The sequence below is a fragment of the Rugamonas sp. FW305-51 genome (assembly GCF_058786935.1).
Genome location: NZ_JBYSZG010000008.1, coordinates 1 through 16,984 on the forward strand (window position 1 = coordinate 1; position 16,984 = coordinate 16,984).

The 16,984-nt window shown below is 65.4% G+C and carries 15 protein-coding genes; 9 read left to right on the forward strand and 6 right to left on the reverse strand.

Annotation, left to right across the window (positions count from 1 at the left end; all coding sequences use genetic code 11):
* Positions 1-198 precede the first annotated feature (198 nt).
* The 3 genes from AC3WOS_RS07920 (at position 199) to AC3WOS_RS07930 (ending at position 3,617) form a co-directional block, all read left to right on the forward strand.
* On the forward strand, positions 199-852 hold the full coding sequence (locus AC3WOS_RS07920) for a hydrolase (RefSeq protein WP_492715346.1): 654 nt from the start codon (positions 199-201) through the stop codon (positions 850-852).
* 109 nt (positions 853-961) lie between these two features.
* Complete coding sequence (locus AC3WOS_RS07925) at positions 962-2,827, forward strand: amidohydrolase (protein ID WP_492715347.1); 1,866 nt, start codon at positions 962-964, stop codon at positions 2,825-2,827.
* A 130-nt stretch (positions 2,828-2,957) separates the two neighbouring features.
* Complete coding sequence (locus AC3WOS_RS07930; protein WP_492715349.1) at positions 2,958-3,617, forward strand: YoaK family protein; 660 nt, start codon at positions 2,958-2,960, stop codon at positions 3,615-3,617.
* 29 nt (positions 3,618-3,646) lie between these two features.
* Here the strand turns inward: AC3WOS_RS07930 and AC3WOS_RS07935 are convergent, their stop codons facing one another.
* From AC3WOS_RS07935 to AC3WOS_RS07960, 6 genes are all read right to left on the reverse strand, one after another.
* Positions 3,647-4,276: an SCO family protein gene (locus AC3WOS_RS07935; RefSeq protein WP_492715351.1), complete on the reverse strand. Its 630-nt coding sequence runs from the start codon at positions 4,274-4,276 to the stop codon at positions 3,647-3,649.
* A gap of 16 nt (positions 4,277-4,292) precedes the next feature.
* The gene (locus tag AC3WOS_RS07940) at positions 4,293-5,087 is read right to left on the reverse strand and encodes a formylglycine-generating enzyme family protein (protein WP_492715352.1); all 795 of its coding nucleotides are present in this window, start codon (positions 5,085-5,087) and stop codon (positions 4,293-4,295) included.
* Between the two features lie 2 nt (positions 5,088-5,089).
* On the reverse strand, positions 5,090-6,550 hold the full coding sequence (gene nirK / locus AC3WOS_RS07945) for a copper-containing nitrite reductase (protein ID WP_492715353.1): 1,461 nt from the start codon (positions 6,548-6,550) through the stop codon (positions 5,090-5,092).
* A gap of 93 nt (positions 6,551-6,643) precedes the next feature.
* A complete protein-coding gene (locus tag AC3WOS_RS07950; protein ID WP_492715354.1) occupies positions 6,644-7,021 on the reverse strand; it encodes a SirB2 family protein in 378 nt (125 codons plus the stop codon).
* 9 nt (positions 7,022-7,030) lie between these two features.
* A complete protein-coding gene (locus AC3WOS_RS07955; RefSeq protein WP_492715355.1) occupies positions 7,031-7,294 on the reverse strand; it encodes a DUF2249 domain-containing protein in 264 nt (87 codons plus the stop codon).
* Between the two features lie 95 nt (positions 7,295-7,389).
* Positions 7,390-9,669: a nitric-oxide reductase large subunit gene (locus tag AC3WOS_RS07960; RefSeq protein ID WP_492715356.1), complete on the reverse strand. Its 2,280-nt coding sequence runs from the start codon at positions 9,667-9,669 to the stop codon at positions 7,390-7,392.
* A 209-nt stretch (positions 9,670-9,878) separates the two neighbouring features.
* Here AC3WOS_RS07960 and AC3WOS_RS07965 point away from each other — a divergent pair, with 209 nt between their 5' ends.
* The 6 genes from AC3WOS_RS07965 to AC3WOS_RS07990 all read left to right on the forward strand — a co-directional run bounded on the left by AC3WOS_RS07965 (position 9,879) and on the right by AC3WOS_RS07990 (position 16,975).
* Positions 9,879-10,355 (forward strand): RrF2 family transcriptional regulator, encoded by a 477-nt coding sequence (locus AC3WOS_RS07965; protein ID WP_492715358.1) that lies wholly within the window; start codon positions 9,879-9,881, stop codon positions 10,353-10,355.
* A gap of 105 nt (positions 10,356-10,460) precedes the next feature.
* Entirely contained in the window at positions 10,461-11,726 is a 1,266-nt protein-coding gene (locus AC3WOS_RS07970; RefSeq protein ID WP_492715359.1) for an MFS transporter, read from the forward strand.
* A gap of 43 nt (positions 11,727-11,769) precedes the next feature.
* Positions 11,770-13,155, forward strand: a complete 1,386-nt coding sequence (locus AC3WOS_RS07975; RefSeq protein WP_492715360.1) for a NarK family nitrate/nitrite MFS transporter — start codon at positions 11,770-11,772, stop codon at positions 13,153-13,155.
* Between the two features lie 30 nt (positions 13,156-13,185).
* Entirely contained in the window at positions 13,186-14,613 is a 1,428-nt protein-coding gene (gene hemN, locus AC3WOS_RS07980) for an oxygen-independent coproporphyrinogen III oxidase (RefSeq protein WP_492715362.1), read from the forward strand.
* Positions 14,614-14,620: 7 nt separating this feature from the next.
* Entirely contained in the window at positions 14,621-15,301 is a 681-nt protein-coding gene (locus AC3WOS_RS07985) for a Crp/Fnr family transcriptional regulator (RefSeq protein WP_492715492.1), read from the forward strand.
* Positions 15,302-15,331: 30 nt separating this feature from the next.
* Complete coding sequence (locus AC3WOS_RS07990) at positions 15,332-16,975, forward strand: methyl-accepting chemotaxis protein (protein ID WP_492715363.1); 1,644 nt, start codon at positions 15,332-15,334, stop codon at positions 16,973-16,975.
* Positions 16,976-16,984 lie beyond the last annotated feature (9 nt).

Here is a 16,984-nt window from a genome sequence, read left to right on the forward strand (position 1 = left end):
CACGTTAACCGTTGTTTGCGGCCGTAAATCCCATATGTTCAATTTTTTCGAATATAGCTCGGGACTTTTTCCGTTTTTCTTTTTCTGGAGTGGCAATCATACTGCGTACATCGAATCGCGCTTCCCACATGAAGTGTATTCGAAAAAATCGACCATTGAAATTCGACCAACATCACTCAATAGCGCAAGGAGAACACCATGCCCATCGCCAAAGCCCAACCCGGCAAGACCCTGCTGGACCCCAGCAACCACACCCTGATCATGATCGACCACCAGTCGCAGATGTCGTTCGCCACCAAGTCCATCGACGCCACCCTGCTGCGCAACAATGCCGCCCTGGTGGCCAAGGCCGCCAAGGAATTTACGGTGTCGACCATCCTCACCACGGTTGCGGAAAAGTCGTTCTCGGGCCCCATCTTCGACGAAATCAAGTCGGTCTTCCCGGAAGATCAGGTGATCGACCGCACCACCATGAACACCTGGGAGGACGGCCGCATCGCCGAGCGCGTCAATGCCATCGGCAAGGACAAGATCGTGCTGGCCGGTCTGTGGACTTCGGTCTGCATCGTCGGCCCCGCGCTGTCGGCGCTGGACCAGGGGTTTGAGGTGTATGTCATCGCCGACGCCTGCGGCGACGTGTCCGATGAAGCCCACCAGCGCGGCATGGAACGCATGATCCAGGCCGGCGCTCGGCCCATGACGTCGCTCCAGTATCTGCTGGAACTGCAGCGCGACTGGGCCCGCGGCGAGACGTACAATCAGACCGTGGCCACCTCCATCGCCCACGGCGGCGGCTATGGTCTTGGCCTGATCTATGCCAAGACCATGTTCAACGCATCCGAAGGCCATTGACCGCTTACGCCAGTTAAATGGCTGAGCTAGCAGCGAGCCTGTCCGGCGTCTGGCCGGACAGGCTGGCCTGGCGAAGCCGCTGTTACCGCCGAACCACAAAGGAAGCACCATGCACGCCGACCTGATCTTGCACAATGGCCGTATCCACACCGTAGACCGCAGCCAGCCCGTGGCCAGCGCCGTCGCCATCAAGGATGGCAAATTCCTGGCCGTGGGGGAGGGCGAAGAGGTGATGCGCTACCAGGGCAGCGCCACCAAGGTGGTCGATCTGCAGCGCCGCACCGTCATCCCGGGGCTGAACGACTCCCATCTGCACCTGATACGGGGCGGCCTCAATTACAACCTGGAGCTGCGCTGGGAAGGCGTGCCCTCGCTGGCCGACGCCCTGCGCATGCTGAGGGACCAGGCTGCGCGCACACCGCATCCGCAATGGGTACGCGTGGTGGGCGGCTGGACCGAGTTCCAGTTTGCCGAACGGCGCATGCCGACCCTGGATGAAATCAACGCGGCCGCGCCAGACACCCCGGTCTTTATCCTGCACCTGTACGACCGCGCCTTGCTGAACCGGGCCGCGCTGCAGGCGGTGGGTTATACCAAGGACACCCCGAATCCGCCCGGCGGCGAGATCCAGCGCGACGCCGCCGGCAACCCGACCGGCATGCTGATCGCCCGCCCCAATGCGATGATCCTGTATGCGACCCTGGCCAAGGGCCCCAAGCTGCCGCTGGAACAGCAGGTGAACTCCACCCGCCAGTTCATGCGCGAATTGAACCGGCTGGGCCTGACCAGCGCCATCGATGCCGGCGGCGGTTTCCAGAACTATCCGGAGGACTACGCCATCATCGACCAGCTGGCCAAGGACGAGCAGCTGACGATACGCATCGCCTACAACCTGTTCACCCAGAACAAAGGGCAGGAGCTGCAGGACTTCCAGCAATGGACCCAGCTGGTCAAGCCCGGCGACGGCAACGATTTTTATCGCCATAACGGCGCCGGCGAAATGCTGGTGTTTTCGGCCGCCGACTTTGAAGATTTCCTGGAACCTCGGCCCGAGCTGGCCGAGGGCATGGAAGACGAACTGGAAAAGGTGGTGCGCCACCTGGTCAGCCAGCGCTGGCCGTTCCGCCTGCATGCCACCTACGATGAATCGATTTCGCGCATGCTCGACGTGTTCGAAAAGGTCAACCGCGAGATTCCGTTCGATGGCCTGCACTGGATGTTCGACCACGCCGAGACCATCACCGAGCGCAATATCGAGCGAGTCCGGGCCCTGGGCGGCGGCATCGCCATCCAGCACAGGATGGCGTTCCAGGGCGAATATTTTGTCGAGCGTTACGGCGCCGACGCCGCCCGCGCCACCCCGCCCGTGGCCAAGATGCTGGAAATGGGCGTGCCGGTCGGCGCCGGCACCGACGCCACGCGGGTGGCCAGCTATAACCCGTGGACGGCCTTGTACTGGCTGGTGTCTGGCCGCACCGTGGGCGGGCTGCGCCTGTATGACGCCGGCGCCAGGCTGCCGCGCGAAACGGCGCTGGAGTTGTGGACCCGGGGCAGCAGCTGGTTCTCCAACGAGCAGGGCAAGAAGGGGCAGATCAAGGCCGGCCAGCTGGCCGACCTGGCCGTGCTGTCGGCCGATTTCTTCAGCGTGCATGAGGATGACATCAAGGCCATCGAGTCCGTGCTGACTGTCGTGGGCGGCAAGATTGTGTATGGGGCGGCGGAGTTCACGCCGCTGGCGCCGCCACCGTTGCCGGTGCTGCCGGAATGGTCGCCGGTGGCCAAGGTGAGCGGGCATTACCGGCCGCTGGCAAAGGCGCAGCAAGGCAAGCAGGCGCGGGCTGCCATGCCGCACCAGTGCCGCGGCGCCTGCTCCGTGCACGCACACGCGCACGACGTGGCGCGCAAGTCGACCGTGCCGGTGTCGGAATTTGCCGGCTTCTGGGGCGCGCTGGGCTGCAGCTGCTTTGCGTTCTGAGACGGACGGTCCGCGCCCATCGGAACATTGCCGGTGGCGGCCATGAGCGCCGGTTTCGTGTTGGGCGGTTTGCAGTCTTGATCCTGCTGCGGGCCTTGCTGCCGCGTGGCGTTTGACATCGGGGGGCTAATTGGAGCACAACAAATACTTGGGAGTGGGGCTGGGCTACGTGGCCGGCTATGTGGATACCGTCGGCTTCATGTCGCTGTTTGGCTTGTTTACGGCCCATGTCACCGGCAACTTTGTCCTGATCGGCAGCGAGCTGGCGCGGCCCAGCCATGGGGTGCTGATCAAGTTCCTGGCATTCCCGGCCTTTATCGCCGCCGTGGTGTTGACGCGCCTGGTGGTGAACCGGCTGCAGGCGCGGAACCGGGCGCCATTCGGCGTGGCGCTGGGCATGCAAATTGTCTTCCTGCTGGCCTTTATGCTGCTTGGTTCGCTGGCCGAGCCGATACGGGCGCCCGATACGCTGCTGGCCCTGTGCGCCGGCATGGCAGGGGCGGCGGCCATGGGCGTGCAGAACGCCGCCAGCCGGTTGGTTTGGACGGATCTCGCGCCCACCACCGTCATGACCGGCAATGTCACCCAGGTGGTGATCGACTTGCTCGATTTGATGGGCGGCGGCAGGGATGGCGCAACACGCCAGCGCATCAACAAATTCCTGTGGCCGGTGCTGGCCTTTGGCCTGGGTGCGGTCAGTGGGGCCTATGCCTGCGTGGCGTGGCAGTTCTGGAGCCTGCTGCTTCCCATCCTGATCTTGACGGTGGCCGCGTTGCGCGTTTGCCGCTAGGCGTGCGCCGTCGGCCCTGGCCGGCGGGATCAGCCGGCTTTCAATGCGGCGGCGATCTGCTTCAGGAACTCCGGCTCCGGGGTGGCATCGAGCTTGCTGCTGGCGGCCAGCACGTTACCGCCGGCGTCGATCAGGACGATGCGGGCCGTGTGGTTGATTTCGCCGCTGCCCATCACGCGGAACTTGATGTTGAGGGCGGCCGCCATCGTGCGGGTCTGCGCTTCATCCTTGGCCACGGCCAGCTTGAACTGGCTGGTGTCGAGGTGGTGGCTGCCGGCCAGCTGGGCCAGCGAGGCCGGTGAATCATGGAACGGGTCGAGGCTGACCATCAGCACCTTGAGCTTGCGGCCCTGCGGGCCCAGGACGGCGACCGTGCGCTTGAGGTTTTCGATCACCACCGGGCAAGCCGTGTTGCAATCGCCGTAGAACATGGTGACCAGGGCCACCTGGCCGGCCATGTCGCGCAGGCTGCTGCGCTGGCCAAGGCTGTCGGTCAGGGTGGTGTCCAGCTGGTACAGCGAGGCGCCCGAAAAGGCAGGACGGGCGGCGGCGGCCGGTGAGGCCGGTGCCGCGGTCGCGGACAGGGCGGCGGCCAGCAACAGCGTGCAGGCCAGCGTGCCGCGCAGCGCGCCGCGGGTGAAATTTGAACGGATTGTCATGATGAATTCCTAGAGTTCAGGGAGCCGCGTCGCGCGCGCAGCGGAAGCCCAGGTTGGCGCCATCCTGCTGGCTTTCCATGGCCGCCAGCAGGGCCAGGCGCATCAGCACCGCGTAGTTGCGGCGGTCGGCCAGCGAGACGGCGGCGCCGCCGCAGTAGTCGAGCGTCTTCTGTTCGCCCTTGGCGCGGCTGTCGGCGTTGACGAACAGGCCGTTGAAGTCGTCCACCCATTCCCACACCAGGCCGTGCATGTCGTACAGGCCGTAGTAGTTGGGCGCGCCGGCCGCCACCGATTGCAGCGGGCCATGGCCGGGCGAGGCGTACCAGTCCAGGATGCGGGCCAGCCAGGCCGGATCGTCGCGGGCGTCGGGCCGGTGCTCGTCGGCCGCTGCCGCAAATTCCCATTCATACCAGCGCGGCAGGCGGGCCTGCTCGCTGGCGCAAAACGCCGCTGCCGCGTACCAGCTGACGCGGATCACGGGTGCGTCCAGCGCCAGCGGCGCCGGATCGTCGGGGGTGGCCCAGCCCTGCAGATAGGTAGGCGAAGCAAATAGAGCCGGCGCCTGGCCGCGTTCCCATTCCGGATGCTGGCGCACAAACGCGCGGAACTCGCCGTTGGTGACGGGGCGGGTACGCATCTGGAACGGGGCCACGGTGGCGTCGGACGCCACGCCATCGGCCGGCAGCACGCTGCGCAGCTGGCCGCCGGGCAGCGGGCGGTAGTCGCCGCCGCTGGCGCCGGCGGCGCATGGCAGCGCGGCCAGGCAGAACGCCAGGCCGGCTGCCACAAGATGGCGTGGCGAGGTGGCCATGGTTACTTGGCCTTGCGCATGTCGCGCACCTGCGCCGGCGTGATCACCGGCTTGCCCTTGTTGAGCTCCACGTTGACGTAGTTGATGACGGCTGCCACGTCCTCGTCGTTCAAGTCCTGGGCCGGCATCACGCCGTTGTAATGGTCGCCGTTGACCACCAGTTCGCCGCTGCGGCCGTTGATGACGATGTGCGCCATCTCATACGGACGTTGCTGGAAGAAGTCCGAATTGGCCAGGGGCGGGAACACGCCGGCGACGCCCTTGCCGTCGGCCTGGTGGCAGGCGGCGCAGGTGGCTTCGTACACTTGCTTGCCGCGTACCTGCTGGGCCGCGTGGGCCGAGCCGGTCACCACCGGCGCTGCCGGCGCAGGCGCTGCCGCCTTGGCGACGCCCGGCAGCGGCGTCTTGATGCCCTTGCTGTAGATGGCCGGCTGCTCAGGGCCGGTCACGGCCAGCAGGCCGATGGCGCCCTTGTTGAAGGCGCGCGACAGCGAGTGGTCGACCAGCGTCAGGTTGCCCGGTACGCGCGGCACGAATTCGACGATGGCCGAGCCGCCGGCCGGCACCATGGTGGTCTGCACGTTTTCCTGGTAGCGGGTGCCGCCCTCGGTATAGACCTTGTCGAAGATGGTGCCGATGATGTGGAAGCTGGAGGTGATGTTGGGACCGCCCACGCCGAAGTACATGCGCACCTTCTCGTTGGCGTTGGCCTTGAGCGAGTTGGCGCCCGTCAGCGCGCCGTCGCCGCCGTTGAACAGCACGTAGGTCGGCTTCTCGTCGATGGTCTTTTGCATGTCGAACGCCTGCAGGCCAGGGGCGCGGTAGGCGCCGGTGGTGTAGAAGTCGCCTTGCATCACATAGAATTCCTTGTCGACGGGCGGCATGCCTTCCTTGGGCTCGACCAGGATCATGCCGTACATGCCGTTACCGATGTGCATATCGACCGGCGCCGTGGCGCAGTGGTAGACGTACAGGCCGGGATTGAGGGTCTTGAAGGTAAAGGTGGCTTCGTTGCCCGGTGCGATCAGGGTCTGCGCGGCGCCGCCGCCGGGGCCGGTCACGGCATGCAGGTCGATATTGTGGGGCAGCTTGTTGCCGGGCAGGTTCTTCAGGTGCAGCTCGACCGTGTCGCCTTCGCGCACACGTATCATCTTGCCCGGCACGGTGCCGCCGAAGGTCCAGAAGGTATAGCGCGTGCCGGGGGCGATTTCGCGCTCCACTTCTTCCACCGTCAGGTTGACCACCACGCGCGCGGCCGTCGTGCGGGTAATGCGCGGGGGCAGCGCGGGCGGCGCCACCAGTTCCTGCACTACAACGGGCAGGGCGGCTTCTGCAGCCGGAGCCGCAGGCGCGGCAGCGTTGACGGGAACCATGCTGAGTGCGGCGGTGACGCTGGCCAGCCAGGTCGCGGCAAGTTTGTATTTCTTCTTCATCTTCTTCACCTTGTTGGTTGAGGGTGCCATCCCTGTTGTGGACGACAACACCATGCTACGTACCGGCTGGAAGACTTTCCTTGATGTAAATTGTCAAATCTTGAGGCGCAGGGCGCGGCCCGTTCAGAACGGCCAGGCTTGCTTGGTGAAGGCGACGGAACCGATGTAGAGGAAGGCGGCGACGGCGCCGGCAAAGGCGGTGGCGCGCACGGTGCGGGTCTTGCCGCGCTTGAGGGCGATGGTGCCCAGTGCGATGTAGAGCAGCAGGGCCAGCACCTTGGCGGTGAGCCAGCCTTGCACGAACGGATACTGGCCGGACAGGACTACCATGGTCAGCGCGCTGGCCAGCAGCGCCGTGTCCACCACGTGGGGCGCGGTGCGCACCCAGCGCTGCTGCAGGGTGGCCGGACTGGCCAGCATCCAGTAGCCCCGCAGCAGGAACAGGCTGCCGCTGACGGCAGCGCAGCCCATGTGAAAATGCTTGATGGCGTAGTAGTCCATGCGTGGCGGTCAGGCGGCGACCAGGAAGTCGATGATGACCTGGCCCGGCTGGCGCGACACGTAGGCGACCTTGATCTTGGGGCCGAAGAAGTTGGCGATCTGGTTCAGCAGCGGCAGCGGGTCGTGGTCGTTACAAAAGCGCATGACTTCTCCGGGGTTGAGGGCATCGAGCGCGCCGAAGATGGCGGCGTGGCGGAATCGTTTGGCAACGCCGCGCGCGTCGAAAGGATAGATGCCTTCGGGGCCGGTCGGTTGCGAGCAATCGTGGGACATGTTAACACTCCAGTTCAATTTAATCAAAGTGGGGGAGGCGGCATGCGCCTCCCCGGCATGATGGGCCGCCGTGGCGGCCCGTGGGACTACATCGATCAGGCGCGGTCGGCGCCCGTTACCGCCGCTTGCGTGGCGGCGGCTTTGCTGCCGCCGGTCAGCAGGCGCCATGCGAACAGCGCCAGGAACAGCGTGCCGAGGGCGAACACGATGTCGCCAGGGACGCGCATCCACACCAGCGTTTCCATCACTTTGGAGTGGATCACTTCAGGCGAGCGGGCGAACCACATGCCTTCGGTGACGCTGGCCCAGGCCTGGTAGATACCGGCCGGCACCAGCGAGATGAACACCATCATGGCCAGGCCGATGTTGAGCAGCCAGAACATCGGTTTGAGCAGGCTGTCGGCCCAGGCGGCGCGGTCCGACAGGCCACGCAGGCAGAACAGCATCAGGCCGATACCGAGCATGCCGTACACACCGAACAGGGCGGCGTGGCCGTGGGCGGCCGTCATGTTCAGGCCTTGCATGTAGTACAGCGCGATCGGGGTGTTGATCGAGAAGCCCAGCAGGCCGGCGCCCACCGTGTTCCAGAAGCCGACGGCGATGAAGCACAGGATGGACCACTTGTAGCTCTGGACCCATGGTGCGGCCTTCGAACGCTGGTAGTTGCGGAACGCTTCCACACCGATCATCGACAGCGGCACCACTTCCAGCGCCGAGAACATCGCGCCGATGGCGATCACGAAGGTAGGCGTGCCGGTGAAGTACAGGTGGTGCAGCGTGCCCAGGATGCCGCCGAACAGGAACACGATGGTTTCCAGCACGATGGCGCTGTTGGCGGTGGCGGCGCGGATCAGGCCCAGACGGGTGAACAGCAGGGCGATGACGGCGGTGGCGAACACTTCGAAGAAGCCTTCCACCCACAGGTGGACCAGCCACCAGCGCCAGTATTCGATCATCGAGTAGTGGGTGGTACGACCCCAGGTCAGCGAGGTGGCGTAGAAGCCGCCGATGCACAGGGCCGACAGGAACACCATGGCGATCAGGCCGCGGCTTTCCGAAGGCTTTTTCAGCGCAGGCCACAGGCCACGGCCCAGCAGCGTGACCCAGAACAGCAGGCCGACGAACAGCAGGATTTGCCACACACGGCCCATGCTGGTGAATTCCAGGCCCTGGTTACCGATCCAGAATGCGAAGGCGCTGCCTTTGTGGCCGACGGAACCGATCCAGCCCATGGCGGTGGAGCCGACGACGATGAACAGCAGTGCGTAGAACAGCAGGTTCACGCCCAGTTTCTGGTACTTGGGCTCATGGCCGGAAATGGCTGGCGCGATGTACAGGCCCGTGGCCAGCCAGGCGGTGGCGATCCACAGCACGGCGAACTGGGTGTGGATGGTGCGGCTGACCGTGAACGGCAGGATGTCGGCCAGCGGGAAGCCGAAGAAGCTGTGGCCTTCGACGGCGTAGTGGGCGGTGATGGCGCCCATGGCCACCTGGGCCAGGATCAGGCCGATGACGACGAAGAAGTACTTCTTGGTGGCCTTCATGGAAGGCGTGGCCTTCAGGCTGAACAGCGGGTCATTCTTCGGCGGAACGGGATCTTCCTCTTCCTTGGCGGTCGAGTGGTACATGACCATGGCGGCGATGGCGCCTATCATCAGGATGATGGAGGCGACCGACCAGATGCCGGCCGTGGCCGTCGGGCGGTTGTTGATCAGCGGTTCGCTGGGCCAGTTGCTCGTATAGCTGAGCAGGGTGGCGCCCGGACGGTCGGTGCCGGCGGCCCAGGCGGACCAGAAGATGAAGGCGGGCAGCGCCTGCAGGTCGTCGTGGTCAGGCAGCGAGTTGGTGTTCATCGCGTACTGGACGCGCAGCGCTTCGAGCTTGGGATCGGTGCCGAACAGGCCCATGTAGTGCTCGGCCACGGCGCGCACGGCGGCGGCACGGTCGGCCGACAGCGTGATGGTGTCGCTGGCCTTGTCGTAGCTGTTATGGCGCATTTCTTCCTGCAGGCGTGCGTTGAGCGCGCCCTGGGTGGCCTTGTTCAGCTGGTCGAACGGCACCTTGTACTCGTGCTGGGCCCAGATCTCGCGCAGGGCCAGCGCTTCGCGGTGCAGCCAGTCGGCCGACCAGTCGGGTGCCACATAGCTGCCGTGGCCCCAGACGGTGCCCAGTTGCTGGCCGCCAGCCGCCAGCCATGCTTCCTGGCCGCGTTGGACTTGCTCGCCCGTGAAGAGCTGTTGACCATCGTTGGAGACGATGTGCTTGGGGATAGGCGGGGCTGTCAGGTAAATCTCTGCGCCTACCCACCCGAGTACGGTGAAGGATAGGACGCAGATGACGGCCAGCCAGGTCCAGAGTTTGCGCGTGGCGTGCATGGCTAAGTTCCTCATGGTTGGTGTGTGAAATCGGGGCGAGCCTTTGTGTTGGCGCTCGTCTGATACGAATAATAGGCCGCGGTTTTAAAGAAGCATAACAAATGTATGTTTTTCTTGATCCAAGTTATGAACAAATATTTTGGATGCATCAATAATCCAACAATGCCTCCAATGGGAGGGTTTTGTGTACAGATTAACAAGGGGGAGCCATGAGGCTGACCGCATACACCGACTACACGCTGCGCACGCTGATACACCTGGCGGGCCAGCGCGATCGTCTGGTGACGATCCAGGATATCGCCAGCCAGCACGGCATTTCGAAGAACCACCTGATGAAGGTGGTGTACCAGCTGGGCCTGACGGGCCTGGTGCAGACGGTACGGGGCCGCAACGGCGGCCTGCGCCTGGCCAGGGCGCCCAGCGAGATCAGCGTGGGCGCCGTGGTGCGTCACACGGAGAACGACTTTTATATGGCGGCCTGCTTCGATGCGGCGCGCGAAGTGTGTCCCTACGCCAGCTGCTGCGGGCTGAAAGGCTTGCTGGGCCAGGCCACGGCCGCCTACCTGGCCGTGCTGGACCGGGCCACGCTGGCCGACCTGGTGGCCTTGCCCGGCGCCGGGCAGGGCGGGGGCGCGCCAATGCAGTTTTTGCAACGGCTGGACCTGGCGACTAGTTCTTTTGGCTGAGGGGGCTAGTCTGATTGCCGTCGAGAATTAGCCCTACGGATAATAGTGTCTCTGTGCGTTGCCGCGTACCCTGACGTCATCCCATAGTGTGTCAGGAGAGGCAAAGTGGAAAGCAAGAATAAAGCGATACGGGTGCTGGTCAGTAGCACGACGGCCTTCACCATCTGCTTCGCGATCTGGATGATGTTCGCCGTGCTGGGCATCCCGATCAAGAAGACACTGGGCTTGAATGAGACCCAGTTCGGCCTGTTGGCCGCCATGCCCGTGCTGAGCGGCTCGCTGGTGCGCGTCCCGCTGGGCATCTGGTGCGACCGCTTTGGCGGGCGCGTGGTGTTCTTCGCGCTGATGCTGGCGACCGTGATCCCCATCTACCTGATCGGGCGCGCCACGGAATTCTGGCAATTCCTTACCCTGGGCCTGTTCGTCGGCCTGGCCGGCGGCTCGTTCTCGGTCGGCACGCCCTATGTGGCGCGCTGGTTCCCCAAGGAGCGCCGCGGCCTGGCCATGGGTATCTTCGGCGCCGGTAACTCCGGCTCGGCCCTGACCAAGTTCGTGGCGCCGGCCATCATCACCGCCTTCGGCTGGCAGATGCTGCCCACCGTCTATGCGGCCACCATGCTGCTGACGGCGCTGGCCTTCTGGGCCTTTAGCTACAGCGATCCGTCGCACCTGGTGCCCGGCACGGTGAGCTTCACCGACCAGCTCAAGGTGCTCAAGGACCGCCGCGTGTGGCGCTATTGCCAGTACTACTCCGTCGTGTTCGGCGGCTATGTGGGCCTGGCGCTGTGGATGACCAAATACTACGTGGCCGAATACGGCTTCGACCTGCGCCTGGCCGCATTGCTGGCGGCCTGCTTCTCGCTGCCGGGCGGCGTGCTGCGCGCGCTGGGCGGCTGGATCTCGGACCGCTACGGCGCCCACAAGGTCACCTGGGCCGTGATGTGGGTGTGCTGGGTGTGCTTCTTCCTGCTGTCGTACCCGCAGACCGACATGGTGGTCAAGACCATCAAGGGCGACCTGGTGGTGCACCTGGGCGTATCGCCCTGGATGTTCACGGCCGTGCTGTTCATCGTCGGCACCGCCATGGCGATCGGCAAGGCTTCCGTCTTCAAGTTCATCGGCGACGAATTCAGCGACAACATCGGCGCCGTGTCCGGCGTGGTGGGCCTGGCCGGTGGCCTGGGCGGCTTCATCCTGCCCATCATGTTCGGCGCCCTGGTCGACCTGACGGGCGTACGTTCGAGCGCCTTCATGCTGCTGTACGGCACGGTCTGCGTATCGCTGGTGTGGATGCACTTCTCGTTCCGTCCCGGCGCCGCGGCGCCGGCCGCCAGCGACGCCCGCCGCGGCGCGCAGGCAGCTGCCGCATAAACCGTTTCCGACCCCAATATCAAAGTGAAATCAGGAGAATAGTATGAGCAAGTACATGATCAATACCTGGGAGCCGGAAACCCCGGCCTTCTGGCAAAACACGGGCCGAAGTACGGCCAACCGCAACCTGTGGATCTCCATCCCCGCGCTGGCCTTGGCGTTCGCCGTGTGGATGGTGTGGAGCGTGGTGGTGGTCAAGCTGCCCGCCATCGGCTTCAAGTACAGCACCAACCAGCTGTTCTGGCTGACGGCCTTGCCCGGCCTGTCCGGCGCCACGCTGCGCATCTTCTACTCGTTCATGGTGCCCATCTTCGGCGGGCGCAAGTGGACCACCATTTCCACCGCCTCGCTGCTGATCCCGGCCATCGGCATCGGCTTTGCCGTGCAGGACACCAGCACCGGCTACCCGACCATGCTGATCCTGGCCCTGCTGTGCGGCTTCGGCGGCGGCAACTTCGCCTCGTCCATGGCCAACATCAGCTTCTTCTTCCCCAAGGCGCAGAAAGGCTATGCGCTGGGCATGAACGCCGGCCTGGGTAACCTGGGCGTTTCGGCCGTGCAGTTCGTGGTGCCGCTGGTGATCACCATGGGCATCTTCGGCTCCATCGGCGGCGAGGCGCAGACCATCGGCAAGCTGGGTCAGACCAGCAACCTGTGGCTGCAGAACGCCGGCTTCATCTGGGTGCCGTTCATCGCCGTCAGCAGCCTGCTGGCCTGGTTCGGCATGAACGACCTGGCCTCGGCCAAGGCTTCGTTCGCGGAACAAGCCGTGATCTTCAAGCGCAAGCATAACTGGCTCATGTGCTGGCTGTACACGGGCACCTTCGGCTCGTTCATCGGCTACTCGGCCGGCTTCCCGCTGCTGATGAAAACCCAGTTCCCCGACGTGAACCCGCTGCAGTACGCCTTCCTCGGCCCTCTGGTCGGTGCGCTGGCGCGCGTGGTGGGCGGCATCATCTCCGACAAGCTGGGCGGCGCCCGCGTCACCTTCTGGACCTTCATCGGCATGATCCTGGCCGTGGTGGGCGTGCTGCACTTCGCACCGCATGACGGCTTGACCGGCAACTTCACGGGCTTCTTCTGGATGTTCATGCTGCTGTTCGCCGGCACCGGCGTGGGCAATGCCTCGACCTTCCGCATGATCCCAGTGATCTTCCTGACGGAGCGCCAGCGCGCCGCCGCCGGCAAGCCCAAGGCCGTGCAGGACCAGGCCATCGTCGACGCCAACAAGGAAGGCGCCGCTGTGTTAGGCTTTACTTCGGCAGTGGCGGCCTATGGCGCCTTCTTCATTCCGAAGAGCTATGGCACTTCGATCGCCATGACGGGCAGCCCCGACACGGCCCTGTGGTGCTTCATCGGATTCTATGTCAGCTGCATTGCCATCACCTGGTGGTGCTACTCGCGCAAGGGTGCCGCCATGCCTTGCTAAGGCGGGCCGCGCCCACACTGGAGTTACAATATGTCTACCCCCAAAGTCATCCCGCTCACGCCGTCGGTGGAGTTCGATGCTGCGCTCGTGCGCAAGCTCAACCAGATGGGACCGCGCTACACGTCCTATCCGACGGCCGACCGTTTCGTCTCCGGCTACGGCCAGGAGCAGTACCAGGGCGCCGTGGAGCGGGTGCGGGCCCGGGGTACGCCGAGTGGGCTGTCGCTGTACATCCACATCCCGTTCTGCGAATCGCTGTGTTACTACTGCGCCTGCAACAAGATCATCACGCAGGACCACAGCAAGGCGGTGACCTACCTGGACTACCTGCGGCGCGAAATCGCCATGCAGGCCAGGTTGTTCGCCGGCATGAACCGGGTCGACCAGCTGCACTTCGGGGGCGGCACGCCGACCTACCTGACGGACCAGCAGATGGACGGCCTGCTGGCCTATCTGCGCCAGCAGTTCGATTTCGTGTCCGACGCCGAGGGCGAATTCTCGGTCGAGGTGGATCCCCGCACCGTCACCCCGCAACGCATCCACACCCTGCGCCGCCAGGGCTTCAACCGCATCAGCCTGGGCATCCAGGACTTCGATCCCGAAGTGCAGCAGGCCGTCAACCGCATCCAGCCCTACGAGCAGACCATCGCCGTGCTGGAAGCGGCCCGCGCGGCCGGCTTCCGTTCCATCAGCGTGGACCTGATCTACGGCCTGCCCAAGCAGACCGTGGCCAGCATGGGCCCCACGCTCGACAAGGTGATCGCGGCCCGTCCCGACCGCATCGCCATCTACAACTACGCCCACATGCCGCACCTGTTCAAGGCCCAGCGCCTGATCGACGCGGACACCTTGCCCGACGGCGAAACCAAGCTCGAAATGCTGGGCCTGTGCATCGCGCGCCTGACGGCGGCCGGCTACGTCTACATCGGCATGGACCATTTCGCGCTGCCGGAGGACGACCTGGCGCGCAGCCAGGTCGACGGTGAGCTGCACCGCAATTTCCAGGGCTATTCCACCCATGCCGACGCCGACATGGTGGCGCTGGGCGTATCGGCCATCAGCGACGTGGGCGGCAGCTACAGCCAGAACGAGAAGGTGCTGTCGGCCTACTACGAGCGGCTGGATGCGGGCGAACTGCCGATCGCGCGCGGCATCGATCTGAACGAGGACGACCTGCTGCGCCGGCGCGTGATCGGCAAGTTGATGTGCGACTTCGAACTCGATTACGCCGACCTGGCCATCCCCGGCGGCCAGGCACCGGCCGACTACTTCGCGGCCGACATCGAACGCCTGCGGCCGTTGCAGGAACAGGGCCTGTTGCGCATGGACGCCAACGGCCTGAAGGTGGAGATGCGGGGCCGCCTGCTGATCCGCAATATCTGCATGGCGTTCGACCGCTACCTGCACGCGCCGCGCGAGGAGGGCCCCAGCCCGATGCGCTATTCACGCACGATTTGAGGACATGATGGACAAGACCAAGATCAAAGTACAAACCTTCCTGTCGCGGGTGCCGCTGTTTAACTCGATGCGCCAGGAGGAACTGGACCGCATCGCCCTGGGCACGACGGAAGTGCGGGTCGAGCGGGGCGAAATCATCTTCCAGCGGGGCGACCCCTGCGTCGGCTTCCACGTGGTGCTGTACGGCCAGGTCAAGCTGTCGTTCACCTCCGCCCAGGGTGCCGAGAAGGTGATCGAGCTGGTGGGTCCCGGCCACAGCTTCGGCGAAGCCCTGATGTTCATGGGCAGCCCCTACATCGTATCGTCCCAGGCCATGGCGGACTCGCTGCTGCTGCACGTGTCCAAGCAGGCCATCTTCCGCGAGATCGAAAGCGATCCCGCGTTCGCCTGCAAGATGCTGGCGGGCCTGAGCCAGCGCATGCACAGCCTGATGTGCGACATGGAGTCGTATTCGCTGCGCTCGGGCACCCAGCGCGTGGTGTCCTACCTGCTCAAGGATCGCAGCGCCGACACGGGCGCCGAACTGACGCTGCCGGTGGCCAAGGCCGTGCTGGCCTCGCGCCTGAACCTGACGCCGGAACACTTCTCGCGCATCATGGCCGACCTGAGCACGCAACAGTTGATCGCATTCAAGGGCCGCAAGGTCACCATCCTCAACGAAGAAAAGCTGCGCGCCTGCGCCGGTTGATCCGGTGCCGGGCGCCAGCCTGGAGTCCCCATGTTCAAGAACCTCACCATCCGGTTGCGACTCGTGTTCGTGATCGGATTTTTGTCCGTCCTGCTGGTGCTGGGTGGCGTGATCGGCCTGGTCAGCCTGGCCGGCGCCAACGACACGCTGCGCAACAACTACGAGCAGCGCATGCTGCCCATGTCGCAGCTGGACCAGATCGTGCGCCTGATCGACGCCAACCAGCTGACGGTGGCCCAGTCGCTCAACGAGACACCGGACGTCGTGCAGCGCGAGATGGCCGAAGTCGAACAGCGCAGCGCCACCATCGCCCGCATGTGGGAATCCTATGTCCAGAGCGGCCTGCGCCCCGAGGAAGCGGAACTGGCGCGTGCCTTTTCCGCCGCCCGCCGCGAATTCGTCGCGCAAGGCCTGCGGCCTGCCGTCGAAGCGCTGCGCAATGACGACCATGGCACCGCGCGCACCCTCATGCGCGGCCCGATGGCCAGCCTGTTCGCGCCCGTGCGCAAGGATATCGACGCGCTGATGGCACTGCAGCTGTCGGGCGCGCGCGCCGAATTCGAACACAGCCAGCAGATCTACCAGCGCGTGCGCCTGGCCTGCCTGACGGGCATCGCCTTCGGCCTGGTGCTGTCGGCCGTGATCGGCGTGCTGCTGCAGCGGGCCATCGTGCGGCCGCTGGAACTGGCGGTGCGGGTGGCCGGCAGCGTGGCGGCGGGCGACCTGACCCAGCGCATCGTGGTCGGGACGCGCGATGAAACGGGCCAGCTGCTGCAATCGCTGGCCGACATGAACGACAGCCTGACCCGGATCGTGAGCGACGTACGGGGCGGCACGGCCGCCATCAACGGCGCCGCCCACAGCATCGCCGCCGGCAACGTGGAACTGGCCGCGCGCACCGAGCAGCAGGCCAGCGCGCTGCAGCAGACGGCCGCCTCGATGGAGCAGCTGACGGTGGCCGTACGCGAGAACGGCGCCAGCGCCCAGGAGGCGAACCAGCTGGCCCAGTCGGCCGCGCAGGTGGCCAACCAGGGCGAGGCCGTGGTGGCCAGGGTGGTGAGCACCATGGGCGCCATCAACAGCTCGGCGGGCCGGATCGGCGACATCATCGGCGTGATCGACCGGCTGGCGTTCCAGACCAACCTGCTGGCGCTGAACGCGGCCGTGGAAGCGGCGCGTGCCGGCAACCATGGCAAGGGCTTCGCCGTGGTGGCGACGGAAGTGCACCAGCTGGCGCAGCAATCGGCCGCCGCCGCGCGCCAGATCAAGCAGCTGGTGCAGGAATCGCAGGAACAGGTGGCCGAAGGGGCGCTGCTGGTCGACCAGGCCGGCGCCACCATGCACGAGATCCTGAGCAGCATCGGCCAGGTGACGGCCATCATCGCCGACATCAGCCGCGCCGGTGCCGAGCAGAGCGCGGGCATCGAACAGATCAACCATGCCGTCAGCCAGATGGACGAAGGCACGCGCAGCAACGCGGTGCGGGTGGAGGAGGTGGCCGCCGCCGCCCAGGCGCTGCAGGCGCAGGCGGATGGCTTGTCCGAGCTGGTGGCCGTGTTCAAGGTCGACGCGCCGCGCGCCACCGTGCTGCCGTTCGAGCGGCCGGCGCGCAAGGCGCTGGCCATGCAGCGTGGCGCGCCCGCGGTGCGTGGGCCGCGTGGCGGATTGGTATGAGGGCGGGAG

Coding starts and splice junctions, on each gene's coding strand:
- AC3WOS_RS07960 (WP_492715356.1), bottom strand. CDS start 9,669: ATGCACGCCACGCGCAAACTCTGGACCTGGCTGGCCGTCATCTGCGTC.
- nirK (WP_492715353.1), bottom strand. CDS start 6,550: ATGGCACCCTCAACCAACAAGGTGAAGAAGATGAAGAAGAAATACAAA.
- AC3WOS_RS07940 (WP_492715352.1), bottom strand. CDS start 5,087: ATGGCCACCTCGCCACGCCATCTTGTGGCAGCCGGCCTGGCGTTCTGC.
- AC3WOS_RS07975 (WP_492715360.1), top strand. CDS start 11,770: ATGAGCAAGTACATGATCAATACCTGGGAGCCGGAAACCCCGGCCTTC.
- AC3WOS_RS07920 (WP_492715346.1), top strand. CDS start 199: ATGCCCATCGCCAAAGCCCAACCCGGCAAGACCCTGCTGGACCCCAGC.
- AC3WOS_RS07935 (WP_492715351.1), bottom strand. CDS start 4,276: ATGACAATCCGTTCAAATTTCACCCGCGGCGCGCTGCGCGGCACGCTG.
- AC3WOS_RS07950 (WP_492715354.1), bottom strand. CDS start 7,021: ATGGACTACTACGCCATCAAGCATTTTCACATGGGCTGCGCTGCCGTC.
- AC3WOS_RS07985 (WP_492715492.1), top strand. CDS start 14,621: ATGGACAAGACCAAGATCAAAGTACAAACCTTCCTGTCGCGGGTGCCG.
- AC3WOS_RS07965 (WP_492715358.1), top strand. CDS start 9,879: ATGAGGCTGACCGCATACACCGACTACACGCTGCGCACGCTGATACAC.
- AC3WOS_RS07990 (WP_492715363.1), top strand. CDS start 15,332: ATGTTCAAGAACCTCACCATCCGGTTGCGACTCGTGTTCGTGATCGGA.
- hemN (WP_492715362.1), top strand. CDS start 13,186: ATGTCTACCCCCAAAGTCATCCCGCTCACGCCGTCGGTGGAGTTCGAT.
- AC3WOS_RS07955 (WP_492715355.1), bottom strand. CDS start 7,294: ATGTCCCACGATTGCTCGCAACCGACCGGCCCCGAAGGCATCTATCCT.
- AC3WOS_RS07925 (WP_492715347.1), top strand. CDS start 962: ATGCACGCCGACCTGATCTTGCACAATGGCCGTATCCACACCGTAGAC.